The organism is Dyadobacter fermentans DSM 18053, assembly GCF_000023125.1.
Classification (GTDB): domain Bacteria; phylum Bacteroidota; class Bacteroidia; order Cytophagales; family Spirosomataceae; genus Dyadobacter; species Dyadobacter fermentans.
The window spans coordinates 6,112,559-6,129,117 of the sequence record NC_013037.1 but is presented as its reverse complement, the minus strand read 5'-3'; the positions used below and the strand labels follow the sequence as shown (position 1 = coordinate 6,129,117).

15 protein-coding genes are annotated in these 16,559 nt (G+C 51.6%); 10 read left to right on the top strand and 5 right to left on the bottom strand.

Annotated elements, in window-relative coordinates; genetic code table 11:
- Positions 1-31: 31 nt before the first annotated feature.
- On the bottom strand, positions 32-3,409 hold the full coding sequence (locus DFER_RS25265) for a TonB-dependent receptor (protein WP_015814513.1): 3,378 nt from the start codon (positions 3,407-3,409) through the stop codon (positions 32-34).
- A gap of 457 nt (positions 3,410-3,866) precedes the next feature.
- Between DFER_RS25265 and DFER_RS25260 the strand changes: the two genes are divergently transcribed.
- A complete protein-coding gene (locus tag DFER_RS25260) occupies positions 3,867-4,643 on the top strand; it encodes an alpha/beta fold hydrolase (protein WP_015814512.1) in 777 nt (258 codons plus the stop codon).
- On the opposite strand, the gene DFER_RS25255 is transcribed toward DFER_RS25260, so the two are convergent.
- Positions 4,636-5,070, bottom strand: a complete 435-nt coding sequence (locus tag DFER_RS25255; protein WP_015814511.1) for a hypothetical protein — start codon at positions 5,068-5,070, stop codon at positions 4,636-4,638. The genes DFER_RS25260 and DFER_RS25255 overlap by 8 nt on opposite strands.
- Positions 5,071-5,150: 80 nt before the next feature.
- On the opposite strand from DFER_RS25255, the gene DFER_RS25250 reads away from it, so the two are divergent.
- From DFER_RS25250 to DFER_RS25230, 5 genes are all read left to right on the top strand, one after another.
- A complete protein-coding gene (locus DFER_RS25250) occupies positions 5,151-5,855 on the top strand; it encodes an SAM-dependent methyltransferase (RefSeq protein WP_015814510.1) in 705 nt (234 codons plus the stop codon).
- A gap of 90 nt (positions 5,856-5,945) precedes the next feature.
- Positions 5,946-6,641, top strand: coding sequence for a hypothetical protein (locus DFER_RS25245; protein WP_015814509.1), 696 nt, complete (start codon positions 5,946-5,948; stop codon positions 6,639-6,641).
- Between the two features lie 50 nt (positions 6,642-6,691).
- Complete coding sequence (locus DFER_RS25240; protein ID WP_015814508.1) at positions 6,692-7,330, top strand: MBL fold metallo-hydrolase; 639 nt, start codon at positions 6,692-6,694, stop codon at positions 7,328-7,330.
- A gap of 6 nt (positions 7,331-7,336) precedes the next feature.
- On the top strand, positions 7,337-8,041 hold the full coding sequence (gene pssA / locus DFER_RS25235) for a CDP-diacylglycerol--serine O-phosphatidyltransferase (RefSeq protein WP_015814507.1): 705 nt from the start codon (positions 7,337-7,339) through the stop codon (positions 8,039-8,041).
- A gap of 132 nt (positions 8,042-8,173) precedes the next feature.
- Positions 8,174-9,175, top strand: a complete 1,002-nt coding sequence (locus DFER_RS25230) for a 3-oxoacyl-ACP synthase III family protein (RefSeq protein ID WP_015814506.1) — start codon at positions 8,174-8,176, stop codon at positions 9,173-9,175.
- A 9-nt stretch (positions 9,176-9,184) separates the two neighbouring features.
- On the opposite strand, the gene DFER_RS25225 is transcribed toward DFER_RS25230, so the two are convergent.
- Positions 9,185-9,544 (bottom strand): CoA-binding protein, encoded by a 360-nt coding sequence (locus DFER_RS25225; RefSeq protein WP_015814505.1) that lies wholly within the window; start codon positions 9,542-9,544, stop codon positions 9,185-9,187.
- 123 nt (positions 9,545-9,667) lie between these two features.
- Here DFER_RS25225 and DFER_RS25220 point away from each other — a divergent pair, with 123 nt between their 5' ends.
- A complete protein-coding gene (locus tag DFER_RS25220; protein ID WP_015814504.1) occupies positions 9,668-10,240 on the top strand; it encodes an NUMOD4 domain-containing protein in 573 nt (190 codons plus the stop codon).
- A 9-nt stretch (positions 10,241-10,249) separates the two neighbouring features.
- Here DFER_RS25220 and DFER_RS25215 read toward each other — a convergent pair whose 3' ends face one another.
- The gene (locus DFER_RS25215) at positions 10,250-10,558 is read right to left on the bottom strand and encodes a HesB/IscA family protein (protein WP_310586747.1); all 309 of its coding nucleotides are present in this window, start codon (positions 10,556-10,558) and stop codon (positions 10,250-10,252) included.
- Between the two features lie 132 nt (positions 10,559-10,690).
- Here DFER_RS25215 and DFER_RS25210 point away from each other — a divergent pair, with 132 nt between their 5' ends.
- Complete coding sequence (locus tag DFER_RS25210; protein ID WP_015814502.1) at positions 10,691-11,209, top strand: DUF7935 family protein; 519 nt, start codon at positions 10,691-10,693, stop codon at positions 11,207-11,209.
- Between the two features lie 201 nt (positions 11,210-11,410).
- Positions 11,411-13,819 carry an endonuclease MutS2 gene (locus tag DFER_RS25205; protein WP_015814501.1) on the top strand — a complete coding sequence of 803 codons (2,409 nt, stop codon included), beginning with the start codon at positions 11,411-11,413 and terminating at the stop codon, positions 13,817-13,819.
- A gap of 71 nt (positions 13,820-13,890) precedes the next feature.
- Here DFER_RS25205 and DFER_RS25200 read toward each other — a convergent pair whose 3' ends face one another.
- A complete protein-coding gene (locus tag DFER_RS25200) occupies positions 13,891-15,126 on the bottom strand; it encodes an MFS transporter (protein ID WP_015814500.1) in 1,236 nt (411 codons plus the stop codon).
- A 243-nt stretch (positions 15,127-15,369) separates the two neighbouring features.
- On the opposite strand from DFER_RS25200, the gene DFER_RS25195 reads away from it, so the two are divergent.
- Positions 15,370-16,503, top strand: coding sequence for a Gfo/Idh/MocA family protein (locus DFER_RS25195; protein WP_015814499.1), 1,134 nt, complete (start codon positions 15,370-15,372; stop codon positions 16,501-16,503).
- Positions 16,504-16,559 lie beyond the last annotated feature (56 nt).

Sequence of the window (16,559 nt, the reverse complement as noted above, 5' to 3'; positions counted from 1 at the left end):
GCGCCTCTTCTCATTTCTGATTGGTATATTCTTAAAACAGGTACCGAACCCCTACCAGCATGCTCCATGTAGTGGAAGTAGTGGTAATGTCGCGGAAGACGCTGGTTGGCAATACCGTTTTGCCACCTACCTGAACCGCGTTCATGGTGAAGGTTGGAACACCGTCCGGCGTCACGCTCGCGCGGCGGAGCGGCATGTTGGCACCGGAAATGATTTCCTGGCGAACGCCCCACTTCGAGCTCAGCAGGTTGCCGACGTTGATCACGTCCACGCTGAGTTGCAGCGTATGTTTCGATTTGCCGATGTTGGTGAAAATATCCTGCAAGAATTTGAAGTCGAAACGGTTGAGCCAAGGCATAAGATCCCCGTTGCGTGCTGCGTATTTGCCGCGGTTCTCGTTCAGGTATGAGTTGCCTTTGATGTATGCCTCGAAAGCATCGCGTTGCTGCTCGGCTGTGAACGTTACACCGTTTACGGTTGAATTCGCAAAAGTAAGCTCGGAAGCATTTCTCGGAATGTACAAGATATCCGCGCCGATCGCGTCGCCATTCATGTCACCATTGTAAGTGTAAGAAAGACGGCCCTGATTTGCACCGTTATAATACAGCGAGAATGTCGATGCCAGGTGGTTCGCATATTCGATGCGGTAAGAGAGCGTACCGATCAGACGGTGCGGAAGTGCGCCATCGGAGCTGTATAGTCTCAGGTCGTTCGGGTTGTTGATGTTCGGCGTTGCACCCCATGCTGAGCTGGCATTAGAACCGTTGTTGTCGGTGGTAGTCTTAGCCGAAGTATGCGAGTAGTAAAGCGATCCGTAGAATCCGCGTCTTGCCTGCATTGTCAAACCAATCGTCGCATTAATCGAATGTCCTTTGGTAGTGTTGGTCAAAACGCTCACCGAGTTCGCGCCGATCTTGCTGTTATATTGGTAAGCACCCGTGTTGGGATAAAACTCACGGTCGTCGCCACTGTAATTCATCCGCTGGGTAGGCGCCTTGCGGTTTGCACCGAACTGGTACACTGCCTGAATGTCTTTGGTGTAAATCACATCACCCGTGATCGCGAACGGTGTGCCCGGGATTTTGTAATCTACCCCAAAGCTCGTCCGCCAGATTTGCGGCATTTTGAAGTTCTCGTCAACCAATGCCAATGTGCTAGGCAAACCTGCACGCGGGTTTTTGATAAACACATTCTGCGCACTTGCAGGAGTGTTGTTCAACCAGTAGTACTTGTCGGGCTGGAAACGGATATCGCCGATCCACGGAGCAGAAGCCGCATAGCTTCCAGGCTCAACGGTATTCTGGATCACACCGAGGTTAGACGGCATGTTGGTAAGCCACACAAATGGCACACGGCCTGCGAAAATACCCGTTCCTCCGCGAAGGATAAGAGAATTATCCCCTTTGGCATCCCATCTGAAACCGACACGCGGCGAAAGCATCACGCGTGTTTTAGGCCATGAGCCTGTATCGTAAGTTCTCATTCCGCCGCCTACGCCAAGCAATTGCAGGGTATCAACCGAGGCATTGCGGGTAAGGCTGTTCAGGAATACCGGCATTTCAGCACGGATACCCGCGGTAAGTGTGAATCGGTCTGAGATATCGAACTTGTCCTGGATGTAGATTGATGGCAGACCGTATTTAACAGGCGCATATGGGTCCTGACCTTCGTAAGGATAAGTCAATGCAAACTGCAATGGCGCTCCCTCGTTGGGAGTTCCGGTTGCAAGGAACTCTTCCACGGAAGCATAGCGGTAATAGGAAGTTCCGTTACGCAAGTAGCGGTTACCGAATTTCTGCATTTCGAAGCTCGCGCCAGCTGTAAAGTTGTGGCGGCCTACTGCATAGTTCAGGTTGTTGGTGATGATGAAGTTGTCGTTCAAAACATCGTTACCGTATGTAAACAGCTCGTAACCTGCGCTGATGTAGTTCTGATAGGTCGTAACACCCGTGTTTCTGAGGCTGTCACCGGCAAAGCCGATGTCGATCATCGGGAATTCACGGCTTGGGGAGCTGCGTGTTGCCTGGATACGGCTGTATGTAGCGAGGAACTGGTTGGAAAGGCGCGGGGTCAGTTCGCTATTTAACTCCGCAGTGATGGAGCGAACGATGTTTTTGGTATTGTACATCGTGTTTGCGAATGCCATCGACAGCGAGCTCACACGGCCCGTTTCGAACGGCGTACGCGGGTTTGCACCCGAGTTGGCATTCACCAGCGACGGAGCGGAGCTTTCAACCTGGTTGTAACGTACGGCCAGCTTGTTTTTAGCATTAATGTTCCAGTCGATGCGGGCAAGGAACGAAGTGGTTTTTTCGCTGTTATCGTTTGCATAATTCTCGTAAGCGCCCGGATCATATCCCCATTGGTTGATCAGGTGGTTGCGTACTGCTTCGAGATCGGCCCTTCTGGTTCTTGAAATGTTCCTGTCGGGATCGGCAACGCCGTTTTCAGATGCTTTCCACAGGTTAACCGCACCCACGCCCGAGCCGGTCTTCTTGATATGTTCCGCATTGACGAAGAAAAACAATTTATTCTTGATCAGCGGCCCGCCCAGTCTGAAACCGAGTGTCTGGCTTGTCGCGTCGGGACGAGTAATGTCGTCACCATTTACTTTCTTTCCCTGTAAATCCTGATTATTGAAAAAACCGTATGCCGAACCGGTGAATTTGTTGGTACCGCTGCGGGTCACGGCATTAATGCCTGCGCCGGAAAAACCGCTCTGGCGCACATCGTAAGGGGCAATGTTCACCTGGATTTCCTCAATGGCGTCGATCGACAGACCTCCTCCGCCCGGAAGCGGGTTGTCGTTCAATCCGAAACCGTTGTTGAAATTGGCACCGTCGACCTGGAAGTTGTTGTAGCGCCCGTCGCGGCCGCCGAAGCTGTTGCCGCCATTGGATTGCGGGCTCAGGCGGGTGAAGTCGGAAATGCTCCGGGTTACCGTAGGCAAAGTGCGGAGCTGCTCGGTGTTGATCGAGGAAGCTGCGCCGGTGCGCTCGCCGTTGAACATCTGTCCGGCACTGGAAGAAATCAATACTTCCTCCAACTGCGTTCCGCCCTCTTGAAGCGTGATATTAACGCTCGCGGCAAGTCCGAGTTCGGCAAAAATATTCGTTCTGCTTTGCTCCGAGAAGCCCACGTAAGAAACGGTGACTTTGTAAGGCCCGCCGATACGGACCGAAGGAAATGTGTAACGGCCGGCTTCGGTGGTGACGGTACCGTAGGTGGTACCGGAAGGCTCGTGCACGGCAGTGACTGTGGCGCCCGGCAGAAATTCACCGGCCGCGTCAGTGATGAAACCGTTGATTGATGAAGTGGTCACCTGCCCCATCGACTCGGGACTGACGAATAAACAACAGAGTAGTAACGTGGCCGCAAAAGCCCGGAAGAGTAAACTTTTCCCGTTCATAAATTTGGTGATTTGGTTTGTAAGAAAACTAGCGGATCCATTCAATGGAGGATGAATAATTAGTGCAAAATAATAGCATTTTACATTCACAAGCAAAATCCCAAATCCTACTAAAATACAATACTAATACTCGTAACTAGTTGATTTATTGGAATAATGCAGATTAGTGTACCAATACTTCAATATTTTCTATTTTAAGAAATCGTTAAGAAACGGCTTGGTTAGCCAAGTACCCGGGAGGGACGGATCGGAGGGGAAAAAGTATATTTTTCTGTGAGACCGGGCAGCAATTATTGTACCACAGGTAACCGGTTTTTAACAAATAGTTAAATTTTCAAAGGCCCGTGTTTTTACCTTCCCGGAATTCCTTACAACCTTTGCGCTGTTATCCATGCGTTGTGCAGTGCGCGCCGGGCACGTCCCGGAGAAGGCGGATCTACCATAGTCTCAAATTGTTATGCAACTCAACTTCAAACAAATAGGAGAAACCGGCAAGCCGCTCATCATCCTGCATGGTGTTTTCGGCTTTCTGGACAACTGGCTGACGATCGGAAAAACGCTTTCCGAAAAAGGTTACCGCGTTTACCTCGTAGACCAGCGCAATCATGGGCGCTCTCCGCACGAGGCACCGCTCGATTTCCCCACCATGGCAGCCGATTTAAAGGAATTTCTCGACCAGCAAAACATCGGATCGCCGATCCTGATCGGACATTCGATGGGCGGAAAAACCGTGATGGAATATGCTGTTACCTATCCGGGCACTTTCGAACGGCTGGTGGTGGTGGACATTGGCCCGAAAGCCTACCCGATCCACCACACAAAAATCCTGAAAGGGCTGAATGCCATCCCGATCGACCGCATCGAAAGCCGCAACGAGGCGGACGAAGTACTGGCCGAATACGAACCGTTGCCCGGCGTGCGGCAGTTTTTGCTTAAAAACCTGTACAGAAAGGATGAAGGCGGCTTTGCGTGGCGCTTTAATTTGCCGCTGCTCACGACCGATATGGCCAATGTAGGCAGGCAGATCACGTCGGAAAGCCCGGTAGAAACCCCGGCATTGTTCATGCGCGGGGCTGATTCGAATTATATTTTGGATGAAGATATGGAAGGAATTCTAGACCTGTTCCCGAATGCGCAACTGAAAACGATCGAGGGCGCAGGACACTGGGTGCAGGCCGAACAGCCGAAAGTATTCGTAAGCACCCTGCTGGAATTCCTGAACGAGGCTATCTGACGTACTTCATTTTGGGCGTGCTGCACGTGCTGATAATGAGCTGATCGGCGTTCCACGACATTTCCCAGGTGGGGCAGGTAATGCAGTTGGTTTGGCACAGCGGGTTGTTGGGCAATGCGGTTTGCGGTTTCACGTCCAGCAGCTGGCCATTGATAATGAGCGTCGGAGGCGCGCAGCAGCGCGGTGAGCCGTCGGCATTGAGGACCACGCCGTCGTTCCGGAAAATGAGTGTGTCGGAATTCGCATTCGCGATGGGCTCCCAGTTGCTTTTATTATCGAGCGACGACCGTTCAATTTCTACGGAATGCCAGCGCCCTTCAATCGTTCTGAAAGTACCGATGCCGTTGAACACCCCGTCGCTGTCGCTATCTTTTTTGCAAGACAATAACCACACCAGCACCAGGGGTATGTATAATAGTCTTTTCATACTTATTAAATAAATTTATTTATTCGGTAGATTCACAATCGCGCCGTTTGGTTGGAAAGGGCCGAAAAAATGCAGTCGCTATGAATAATCCCGGGATTTCCCTGTATTTAATCCCTACAATACTGGCCGATGGCACCCAGAACGAGGTGCTCTCCCCGCAGATCAGAGCGGTGGTGCAGGACCTGGATGTTTTCTTCGTCGAAAACGTGCGCACCGCCCGGCGGTTTATCAGCAGTCTCAAACTCGGCAAGGTAATCGACGAGCTTACATTCATCGAGCTCAACAAGGATACGCCTGAGGCCGACACGGCTGCATCGCTGCGCAAACTTTCAAAAAACGCGGGCATCATATCGGAGGCGGGCTGCCCGGGCGTGGCCGATCCGGGCGCGGTGGCCGTGCGCATGGCGCATGAGCTGGGCATTAAAGTGGTGCCGCTGGTAGGCCCTTCGTCGATCCTGCTGGCGCTGATGGCCTCGGGCATGAGCGGCCAGTCGTTCGCGTTTCATGGTTACCTGCCCATTGATAAGGCACAGCGCCGGAAAGCATTGCAGGCCCTGGAAAGGAATGCGCGGCAAAACCAGCAGACGCAGATTTTCATGGAAACGCCTTTCCGCAATAATCAACTTCTCGAAGCGGTGATCGAAGCGTGTGCACCCGACTTGCCGCTGTGCATTGCGGCGAACGTCACCGGGCCGGACGAGTTCATCCGCACCATGCCGTTAAAAAACTGGAAAGCGCAAAAACCGGATCTGCACAAAATTCCAGCAATTTTCCTGATCGGATAGGCGTTTGCGGAACGGCGGTTTAACTTTGCAGGTTTCAGCAGGAGAAGATACCGGTCCGCATTTCGTTCTTTTCAAAAACCGATATTCGCATTGAAAAAATACATTCTGATAACCATCCTGGCCGCTGCCGGGCTGTGGAGCTGCAACGACGACAGCCTCGATGCGTCCATCACCGTCGATTCCAATTTCCAGTCGGGCGATGCGAATGGCTGGATTGCCGGGTTTGCCGGCTACGCGGCCACCGCCGATTCCGTGCAGCTGGATACGGTTTTCGCCACGACATTGTTGCCCCGCGGCCTGGACACGACACAATACGGCTACCGCATTTTGTCGAGGTATTCGAAGGGAAATATGTTCAGTTATATCAAAAAACGAGTTACCGGTTTCACACCCAACAGTCCCTATGAAATGGTGTTACAGGTCGACCTGGCGACGAACTACATTGCCGACGGCCCGAACAGCGCGGTAGAAAAGGTGACTTTCAAAGCCGGTGTATCACAATTAGAGCCGGTGACCAGGCTGGTATCGGGCATCCACACGTTCAATCTCGACAAAGGCACGGGCAAGCAGATCGGCAAGGACGTGCTGCTCTCCGGCAGCATTGCCAGCACCCGCCCCGACAGGCTCTATTACAGCTCGCTCCGGTACACCAACGACGGCCAGCCGGTGACGGTTACCGCCAATAACAAGGGCGAAATATGGTTTTATGCCGGGACTGATTCCGATTTTAAGGATACGACCATCTTCTATTTCGACCGCATTATCGCGAGATTCAAAGAACTGTAAAGTGTTTTGTAAATTCGCCCCTAATCTTTAACCCACATAAACCTACCGGAATGGTACAGGTACAAACGTTTGTTTTCAATCCATTTTCTGAAAATACTTATTTGCTTCACGACGAAACCGGCGAGGCGATCATCATCGACCCGGGCTGCTACGACCGGTCGGAACTGAATGAACTCGTGGCCTACGTGGACGCGCACAGTCTGAAACCCGTTCAGATCGTGAACACACACGCGCACATTGACCACGTACTGGGCGTGGCAGCGCTTAAACGGAAATACGGCATTCCATTTGCATTGCATAAACTCGAAGAGCCCGTGCTGAAAGCCGTAAAATCCTACGCTTCCAACTATGGCTTCTCCACTTTTGAAGAGCCGGAGATCGATACATTCATCCGCGAAGGCGAAACCATCGAATTCGGGAATACTTCGCTTAAAATCATTTTCGTACCCGGCCACGCTCCCGGGCATGTTGCATTTGTGAGCGATGCCGACAAGCTGGTTATCGGCGGCGATGTGCTGTTCCGCATGAGCATCGGCCGCACCGACCTTCCCGGCGGCGACCATGCCACATTGCTGCGCAGTATACGGGAGCAACTTTTCACATTGCCCGACGATTACCAGGTGTACGCAGGCCATATGGAGCCTACGACGATCGGTTTTGAGAAAAAACATAACCCGTTTTTCAAATAGCGCCCTATGATCCGTCGCAACATTCCCAATGCGCTTACCTGCGGAAACCTGCTTTGCGGCTGCATCGGCGTGGTGGAAGCATTCCATAACAACCTCCTGCTTTCCTGCGTGCTCATCGGCATTGCATTGATTTTCGATTTCCTCGACGGATTCATTGCCCGCCTCCTCAAAGTGACCTCCCCTATCGGCCGCGACCTCGATTCGCTTGCCGATGTGGTGACATTTGGTGTGCTGCCTTCGATCATCATGTACCAGCTGCTGATGCAAAGCATTCCCGACCTGTTCGGCATCTGGAAAGCCTACGCCGCATTCATTGTCGCCATTTTCTCGGCGATCCGGCTGGCGAAGTTCAATAACGATCCCCGGCAGTCCGATTCCTTCATCGGCGTGCCTACCCCAGCGAATGCAATGCTCATTGCCTCACTGCCGCTGATCGTGCATACGGAGGGAGAGTTTTGGAAAAATATCATTATTAATACCAATAATCTGCTGATCATCAGCGTGGTGATGTCGTACCTGCTCGTGATGGAACTGCCGCTGATTGCCCTGAAATTCAAAAGTTTCGGATGGAAGGGAAATGAAGCGCGGTTTATCCTCATCGGTCTGACGGTGCTACTGCTCGCTACGCTCAAATTCCTCGCTATTCCTGCGATATTGATCGTTTACGTGCTGCTTTCGGTCGGTGACAACGCCAGGAAAAAGCGCATTTGAATTGGTTGACAGGACTTTTTATTGCATTTTTGTAGTATTTCCGGCAATGTATGTTGCTTATAAACATCATTTTAGATTTAAAACAGTTCGTTACTGCCTGCTACCTCCGGCAGTGCCGGACGATTCGATAGCATGGCATTTTCCCGCATTACCGGTCTGGGCTTTTACGTTCCCGACAACATTATCAGCAACGACGACCTTACCCAGTGGATGGACACCTCCGACGAATGGATCCGCGAGCGGACAGGCATCCGGGAGCGCCGGTATTTCGAATTCGGAAAAGATACGAATTACAGCATGGCCGCCGCGGCGTCGCGGCAGGCATTGGACAGGGCGGGACTTACGCCCGGCGACATTGATGTGATCGTGTACGCTACCATCACCCCCGATTATTTCTTCCCGGGCTCGGCGTTCCTCATGCAGCGTGAGCTGGGCATGGACGGCAAGCCGGTGATCGATATCCGCGAGCAATGCTCGGGCTTTGTGTACGCATTATCCATCGCCGACCAGTTCATCAAATCCGGCATGTACAAGACAGCCCTCGTGGTGGGTTCGGAAATCCAGTCGTCATGGATCGATAAGAGCACGGCTGGTCGCAATACAGCGGTTATTTTTGGGGATGGGGCGGGTGCTGCGGTAGTTTCCGCAACGGACGATCCCCAACATTGTATATTATCTACACACCTACATGCCGACGGGCGTTTTGCAGAAGAACTTTATGTAAAAGATCCGGGCAGCAGCCGCGCCGGCCGGCCTGTGAGCCAGGAGGTGATCGAATCCGGCGGGCACAATGTGTACATGAATGGCAATGCGGTTTTCAAACATGCCATCGTGCGGTTCGGTGAAGTGATCCAGGAAGCGCTGCAAGCGAACGGCTACTCGGCCGGCGACATTGACCTGCTCGTGCCGCACCAGGCCAATATCCGGATCAGCGATTACGTCCGCCAGCAGCTTGGCCTCGACGAATCCCAGGTTATCAACAACTTACAGCGCTTCGGCAATACCACCGCCGCCTCCATCCCCATTGCATTGTCCGAAGCCTGGGAGGCCGGCAAGGTGAAAGAGGGCGACCTGGTATGCCTTGCAGCATTCGGAAGCGGCTTCACATGGGCATCCGCGCTGATCAGGTGGTAGCATGCCGGGCTAGAATTGCCCGGTAGACAACATCACGAGCGTGCACCCTTCAATTGGTATGATATTTTTATCTATTAAAATATCCTTAAATTCAGGATTCTCTGTACCAGGGTTGAAGATAACGCGTTTAGGATTGAGAGAAACGATGTAATCGTAGTATTCAGGTTGGTGGCTCGGATTGATATACAAAGTAACCGTATCTACGTCTTTCCAGTCAGTTTTGTCTGTGTTGATTTCTTCTCCTAATGCAAAACCTTTCCTGCGTCCGATGAGTAATACGGGATGACCGTAGTGCCTGAGTTTCTGTGCGGCCAGGTAAGCGTATCTGGATGGGTTGGAAGTTGCTCCTATGATGAGTGTACGTTTCATGCCAATCAATTTTTATAATAACACACTTTTGATAACACCAAAAGATCGTTCCCGCGTTCTTACCGAAACCTGCGGGAGCTGACCAATTGTACGACCAAAGAACCTATAATAGATTGTAGCAAAATGAATGAATCAAATGTAAGCCGGAGCTTCTGGAACGAAAAGTGGGCGAAAATTTTATTCAACGAGATCGAGAACGCTCCTCATTACGAAGTATCCAACTATGGCAGATTGAAGAGCTTCCAGAATAATCCGAAGGAAGGTGTGGTGATTAAGGGGTCTGTCATTCAAGGTTACAGGTCATTGAACATCCGCGTGGCAGGCGGAAAAACCATTAACCGTTACGTGCACAAGCTGGTTGCCGAGCATTTCGTTGAAAAGCCCGACGCCGACCATAATTTCGTGATCCACCTGGATTTTGATAAGCAAAATAACTTTTACGAGAACCTGAAATGGGTGACAAAAGCCCAGATGATCGATCATAACCGCGAAAACCCGGCATTTATCAACCGCGTAATCCCGCGTCGTACCAAAAACTACAAGCTGACCGAGAGCAAAGTGCGGATCATCAAGAAGCTTTTGAAAAATGACAACAACCGTTTGAAAATGATTGCGAAGCAGTTTGGGATCACGCATACGCAGCTGAACCGCATCCGCTCAGGCGAGAACTGGAAGCATGTAACCGTTGAAGATTAATCAAAACACTTATTTGACTTTTTCAGCGGCGGAAACCGTATAACCGCTGCCGTTCACGCCTTCTTCAAAATCAACCGACACGCCGATCACATACATGAGGTGGCGCTTGTCTATAAACACTTTGATTCCTTCGATGAGGTAGGTTTGGTCGTGCTCTGTGGCGGTGTCGAAGCCGAGCAGAAATGACCCGCTGCACGCACCCCCTCTCAGTCCCACGCGGAGTCCGTAGGTATCGGGAATTTTGTTGGCTTCCAATGTCGATCTGATTTCAAGTCTGGCTGCTTCTGTCAATTGAATCGGGTTATTCATCCTGCTCATTATGCTTGGTTGCGGTACCACTGTAAACGCAAACTCGCGCCGTTCCATTCGCGTTTTGAAATAAATATCCGCCAAATGCGGCTAATCGTTTAATTTTGTGCCTCGTTTTAGCATAAAATTGCGTTTCACACCATGGAATATATCTCAGTACTGGCCATTATCATACTTGTCGCCATCGTCACTTTCGGCATTTACCTCACCATCACGACCGTCGCCAACAAGATATTGGAAAAGCAGCGCTGGGATATGCGCAGCAAAAATATCGAAATCACGCTGCCCCTGCGCTTGCAGGCGTACGAGCGCATGTGCCTTTTCCTGGAACGGATTACCCCCAATAACCTGTTACTCAGGCTGGCCCCTTCGGCCATGAGCGCGCTGGAACTGCAAACGATCATTCTGCATGAAATCCGCGAGGAATACAACCATAATGTCGCGCAGCAGCTCTACATCAGCACCCATGCGTGGGAACAGATCGTGAATGCGATGAACGAAACCGTGGCAGTCGTGAACCAGGCCGCCGCTGATGTGAGCGGCGAAGCCCCCGCTTCGGATCTGGCGAAAAAGATCTTCGCGCACGTGATCGAAAAGGAAATGCAGCCCTCGACGCACGCTTTGAAGGTTTTGAAAGAGGAGATACGGAATGTGTTTTAGGAACAACTTCGGCGGTCGGCTGTCGGCTATAAGCTGTGCGCTTTAAGCTGTATACTGTCCCCTATTGGGCGGTTTAGGTTCAAAATTTACTCTAATTAAAACATTCGATGGCTGATTACTGAAAAAGCGGAAGCCAGCAGTCAACCACCATTTAATTACCAGGCCGACGGCCGAAAGCCGATGGCCGATAGCCATTAAACAATGCTTTACCCCAATACATTAGAACAAAAACTGGGATTCGACAAGCTGAGGGAACGATTGAAGGAGCTTTGTATCAGCTCTTTGGGTCAGGGTTTTGTTGAAAAAATCCGGTTTTCCGAGAATTTCGGCATGGTGGAAAAACTGGTGAGCCAGACCGCCGAAATGCAGCGCATCCTGGAACTGGGCGAGAATTTCCCATCCCAGAATTACATCGACGCGACGCCTTATCTGAAACGGGCATCCATTGAAGGAATGCTGCTCACGCAGCCCGAGTTTTCGGATTTAAAAGTGTCGCTGCTTACGATCCGGCTTTGCCTGCGCTTTTTTGAAAGCCAGGAGGCCGATGCATTCCCTATCCTGGGTGAGTATGCCAAAACAATCAGGGTCGAAAAGGCCGTTACCGACGCCATCGACCGCATTATCGACGACCGCGGGCAGATCCGCGACTCGGCGTCGTCCGAGCTTTCGCGCATTCGCAAACGACTGATTTCCGAGCAGGCCGGCATTCGTAAGAAACTGGATACCATCCTCAAATCCGCCAGAAGCAATGGCTGGATCGGCGACGATGTGTCGCTCACCGTCCGGAATGGCCGCATGGTAATTCCCGTCGCCGCTGAGCACAAGCGGAAGCTGCGCGGATTTATCCACGACGAATCAGCCACCGGGCAAACCGTTTTCATCGAACCGACGGATGTTTTTGAGTCCAACAATGAAATCCGCGAACTCGAATACGAGGAACGCCGCGAGATGAACCGCATTTTGCACGAATTGACGGCCTATATCCGTCCATTCGTGCCCGATTTGCAAAAGGCTTACGGTTTCCTGGGCCTAATGGATTTCCTGCGCGCGAAAGCAAGGCTGGCCGGTGAGATGGGCGCGATTAACCCGCCGTTTGAAAATCGCCAATTTATCGACTGGCGCGAGGCGCGGCATCCTTTGCTACATTTGTCGTTTCAAAAGCAGGGTAAAAAGGTCATTCCGCTGAACATTGAATTGCAGGAAAAGCAGCGCATTCTCATCGTTTCCGGGCCGAATGCGGGTGGAAAGTCCGTGGCTTTGAAAACGGTGGGATTAATCCAATATATGTTTCAATGCGGGCTGCTGGTGCCGATGCTGGAAGGTTCTTCAATGGGCTTTTTCCAGAATATCTTCATCGATATCGGTGACGAGCAGTCGCTGGAAAATGACCTGAGTACGTACAGCTCGCACTTGACCAACATGCGCCATTTCCTTTCCATGGCCAACAAGCGGACGCTGTTCCTGATCGATGAATTCGGAACGGGAACTGAACCAGGGCTGGGCGGCGCCATTGCGGAAGCCATCCTGGAAAACCTGACCAAATCGGGCGCATTCGGGATGATTAACACGCATTATACCAATCTGAAAGTGCTTGCGGACAAAACGGAAGGGCTGGTGAATGGGGCGATGCGCTTCGATGGCGAGCATCTGGAACCGCTGTACCAGCTCGAAATCGGTCGGCCGGGCAGCTCATTCGCATTTGAAATCGCTTCCAAAATCGGGTTACCGAAGGCTGTGGTGGCACGCGCGAAGGAAAAGCTGGGCACGCAGCAGGTGAATTTTGAAAAACTCCTGAAAGAGCTCGACATCGAACGGCGCGTGTTTGCGGAGAAGAACATTGAAATAGGCATTAAGGAACGCAAGCTGACCAAGCAGGTCGCCGACTACACCGCATTGAAAGAGAAACTCGAAAACAACGAGAAAAAGATCGTCAATGAAGCGAAGCAGAAGGCCAAAAACCTGCTTTCGGATGCGAATCAGCTGATCGAGAATACCATTCGGGAGATCAAGGAAAACAAAGCCGAGAAGGAAAAGACCAAAACGGTGCGGACCACGCTTGAAAATTTTGGCAAAAACAACCTGAAACTCGCCGAAGTGACCGAAAGCCAACCCGCCGAGGAAGAATACGAACCGGAAGGCGGCGATATTACTCCGGGCAGTTATGTGCGTATAAGCGGACAAACGGCCATTGGCGAAGTATTATCGGTGAAGGGCAAGGACGCGGAAATCCGCATTGGCGACCTGAAATCAAATGTGAAGCTGAACCGCCTCGAAAAAGTATCCCGCAAAACCTACCGCGCGGCTACGGGCGATAAGGGCATTAAGGCCGCTTACAGGGGCGTAGATATGAATGAGCGCATGCTCAATTTCAGCTTTAATCTCGACATGCGCGGCAAACGCGGCGAGGAGGCATTAGGCCTTGTAGACCAGTTTATGGACAATGCCATTATGCTCGGGTACGACGAGCTGCGGATTGTACACGGCAAGGGCGACGGCATCCTGCGCACCCTCGTGCGCAACCACCTGCGCGGGTACAAGCAGGTAGCGGGCATGTACGACGAGCACGCCGACCGCGGCGGTGCGGGCGTGACGATCGTTAAGTTGAAATAGCCGTTAGAAAACGTGATAATGCAAAAAGGACGCTGATGAGGCGTCCTTTTTGCATTGATATGTTACGGAAATCAGTGAACCGCTGCCGAAGAAGTAGCTACCGTTTTACGACCTTTCATCCAGAAATACAGGATCGCGAATGCGACGATCAGCAATGCAGGGAACATCACCATGGTGCTCAGCGTAGCTTGCCCCGCGGCCAGCTCCATTTCGTCACCTGTCAGACCTGCTGCTGCTTTCTCAGCTTTTGCATCATCGAGCCATTTACCGATTACCGGCTGCCAGATGGCCGTCGAGAACATGCCGATACCACCTACGATAGACATACCCAATGCACCGCTCAATGGCACGTTTTGCGCTACGAAACCGATCATTGTCGGCCAGAACAGCGCAACGCCCATCGCGAAGATCACCGCTGCCGCATAAGCCGCAGGACCGGTAACGGTGCTGAACAGGTAAATTCCAATGGCTGCGAGGATCGACGAGCCCCAAAGGATGCCCGTTTGGCCGATAGCCGCCACGATCGGGTGAGCGAAGAAACGCGCGATGGCCATCAAACCGGTTACCAGGGCGAGGATCAGCATGGGGCTTGCACCGCTTTTGCTCATGATGAGGCCTGTCCATTGCTGCGGCCCGAACTCGCTGATCGCCGTGAATGCCATACAAACGAAGATGAAAAGGAACAGCGGTGTGAACATGGCTTTCACGTTTTCACCGATTGAAGTTACACCGTCCACGTGCGGTTTAGGGAATGCTTGTCCCCAGAAAAGGAACGCGTAAATAAACGTCGGGATAAGTATCACCCAAATCTGTGCCTGCCAGCCGAGGTTGGCGTCGGTCATGAATTTCGAGATCAATGAACCAACCACGATACCGCCGGGGAACCACATGTGGAAACGGTTGAGCATTTTGCTCATTTGCAGGCCCGAGTAAGAATCGGCGATCATCGGGTTACAAGCCGCCTCTGTACAGCCGTTACCTACCCCGATGAGGAATGTGGAGATCAAAAGGCCGGCGTAACCGCCGGAATAGATGGTCATGATGATACCAACCGCGTGACAAACGAACGCAACCTGCATAATCGTTTTCGGGCCGATGGTGTGGTAAACGAGCCCGCCGATGATCATCGCGAGGGGAAACCCGAAGAACCACATCGAGTTGATAAAGCCCAGTTGCTCGGCGGAGAGGTTAAACTCGGCGCCCAGCTGGGGCAGAATCCCTGCACGGATACTAAATGAGAATGCAGTGGTTATGAGCGCAAAACAACTTGCATTGAAGAGCCTTCCGCTGTTAACTGATTGGGTCATGTGACAAAATGGGTTTGATTATTTGAATAAGATGATTGATTTCGGGATACTCTTTTTATTTCAAAGATTTCACAAAAAAAACAAACTCCCGGGAATTCTACTGCTTTTCACTATTCCTAAGCAATGTTTTTTATGTCTTAAATTTATATTTGTAGGAAGTAAGAGTCCTTTACGCTGCTCTTTCTTATCTGTATAATCTATTTCAAAAACCTTAAACCAACTGGAATGTCAAGAAAGATCAGAATGGGCATGGTAGGCGGCTCCCTCGATGCATTTATTGGTGGGGTCCATCGCCGTGCAGCGATCATGGATGGAGAAATTGAGCTGGTTTGCGGAGTTTTCAGCTCCGATCCTGCCAAGTCTAAGGAAACTGGAAAAGCCTTATATCTGCCTGAAAACAGGGTTTATAACGACTTTGAGGAGATGATCCTCCGAGAAAAGCAGCTCCCCGAAGGCGAACGCATGGATTTTGTTGCCATTGTCACTCCAAACCACGTACATGCCGCGCCTACGAAGCTCGCGCTTGAAAACGGCTTCCACGTCGTTTGTGATAAGCCTATTACACTCAATACCGAAGAAGCCGAGGAAATCGTGGCCCTGGTCGAAAAAACAGGCCTTATCTTCTGTCTTACCCATAACTACACCGGATACCCTATGGTAAAGGAGGCCCGCCAGATGATCGCCTCAGGTGCCATTGGAGAAGTAAGAAAGGTAATTGTGGAATATCCGCAAGGCTGGCTCGCCACACTCGTGGAAGTAACCGGCAATAAACAGGCCGCATGGCGTACCGACCCTAAGCGATCGGGGGCTGCGGGAGGCCTGGGCGACATCGGCACGCACGCCGAAAATCTGGCCGAATACATCACCGGGCTCAAAATAACCCAGATTTGCGCCGACCTTACGATATTTGTGGAAGGCCGTTTGCTGGATGATGACGCACATATTTTGCTTCGCTTCAATAACGGCGCCAAGGGTATCCTGCAAAACAGCCAGATCGCCAACGGCGAGGAAAATGACCTCAATATCCGCGTGTATGGTGAAACCGGCGGCCTGCAATGGAAGCAAATGGAGCCTAACACGCTGATCCACAAAACCAACCAGGGCACCCGCATGATCCGCACGGGCGTGGGCAACCTGTCCAAAGCCGCGCAGGTGCATACCCGCATCCCCGCCGGCCACCCCGAGGGCTACTTCGAAGCCTTCGCCAATCTCTACCGCAACTTCGCCATCCATGTGAGGGCTTACTGGGAAGGCAAAAAGGCCGATCCGGTGTACGATTTCCCGTCGGCACAGGATGGTTTGCGGGGTATGAAGTTCATCGACGCCGTCATTGCCTCGAACAAGACGGAGACGAAATGGACGGATTTTTCATCCTGAATACTCAATTTTAATTACTGTACATCCCAATTTAACCCGCGAGAGCGGACTGTTTT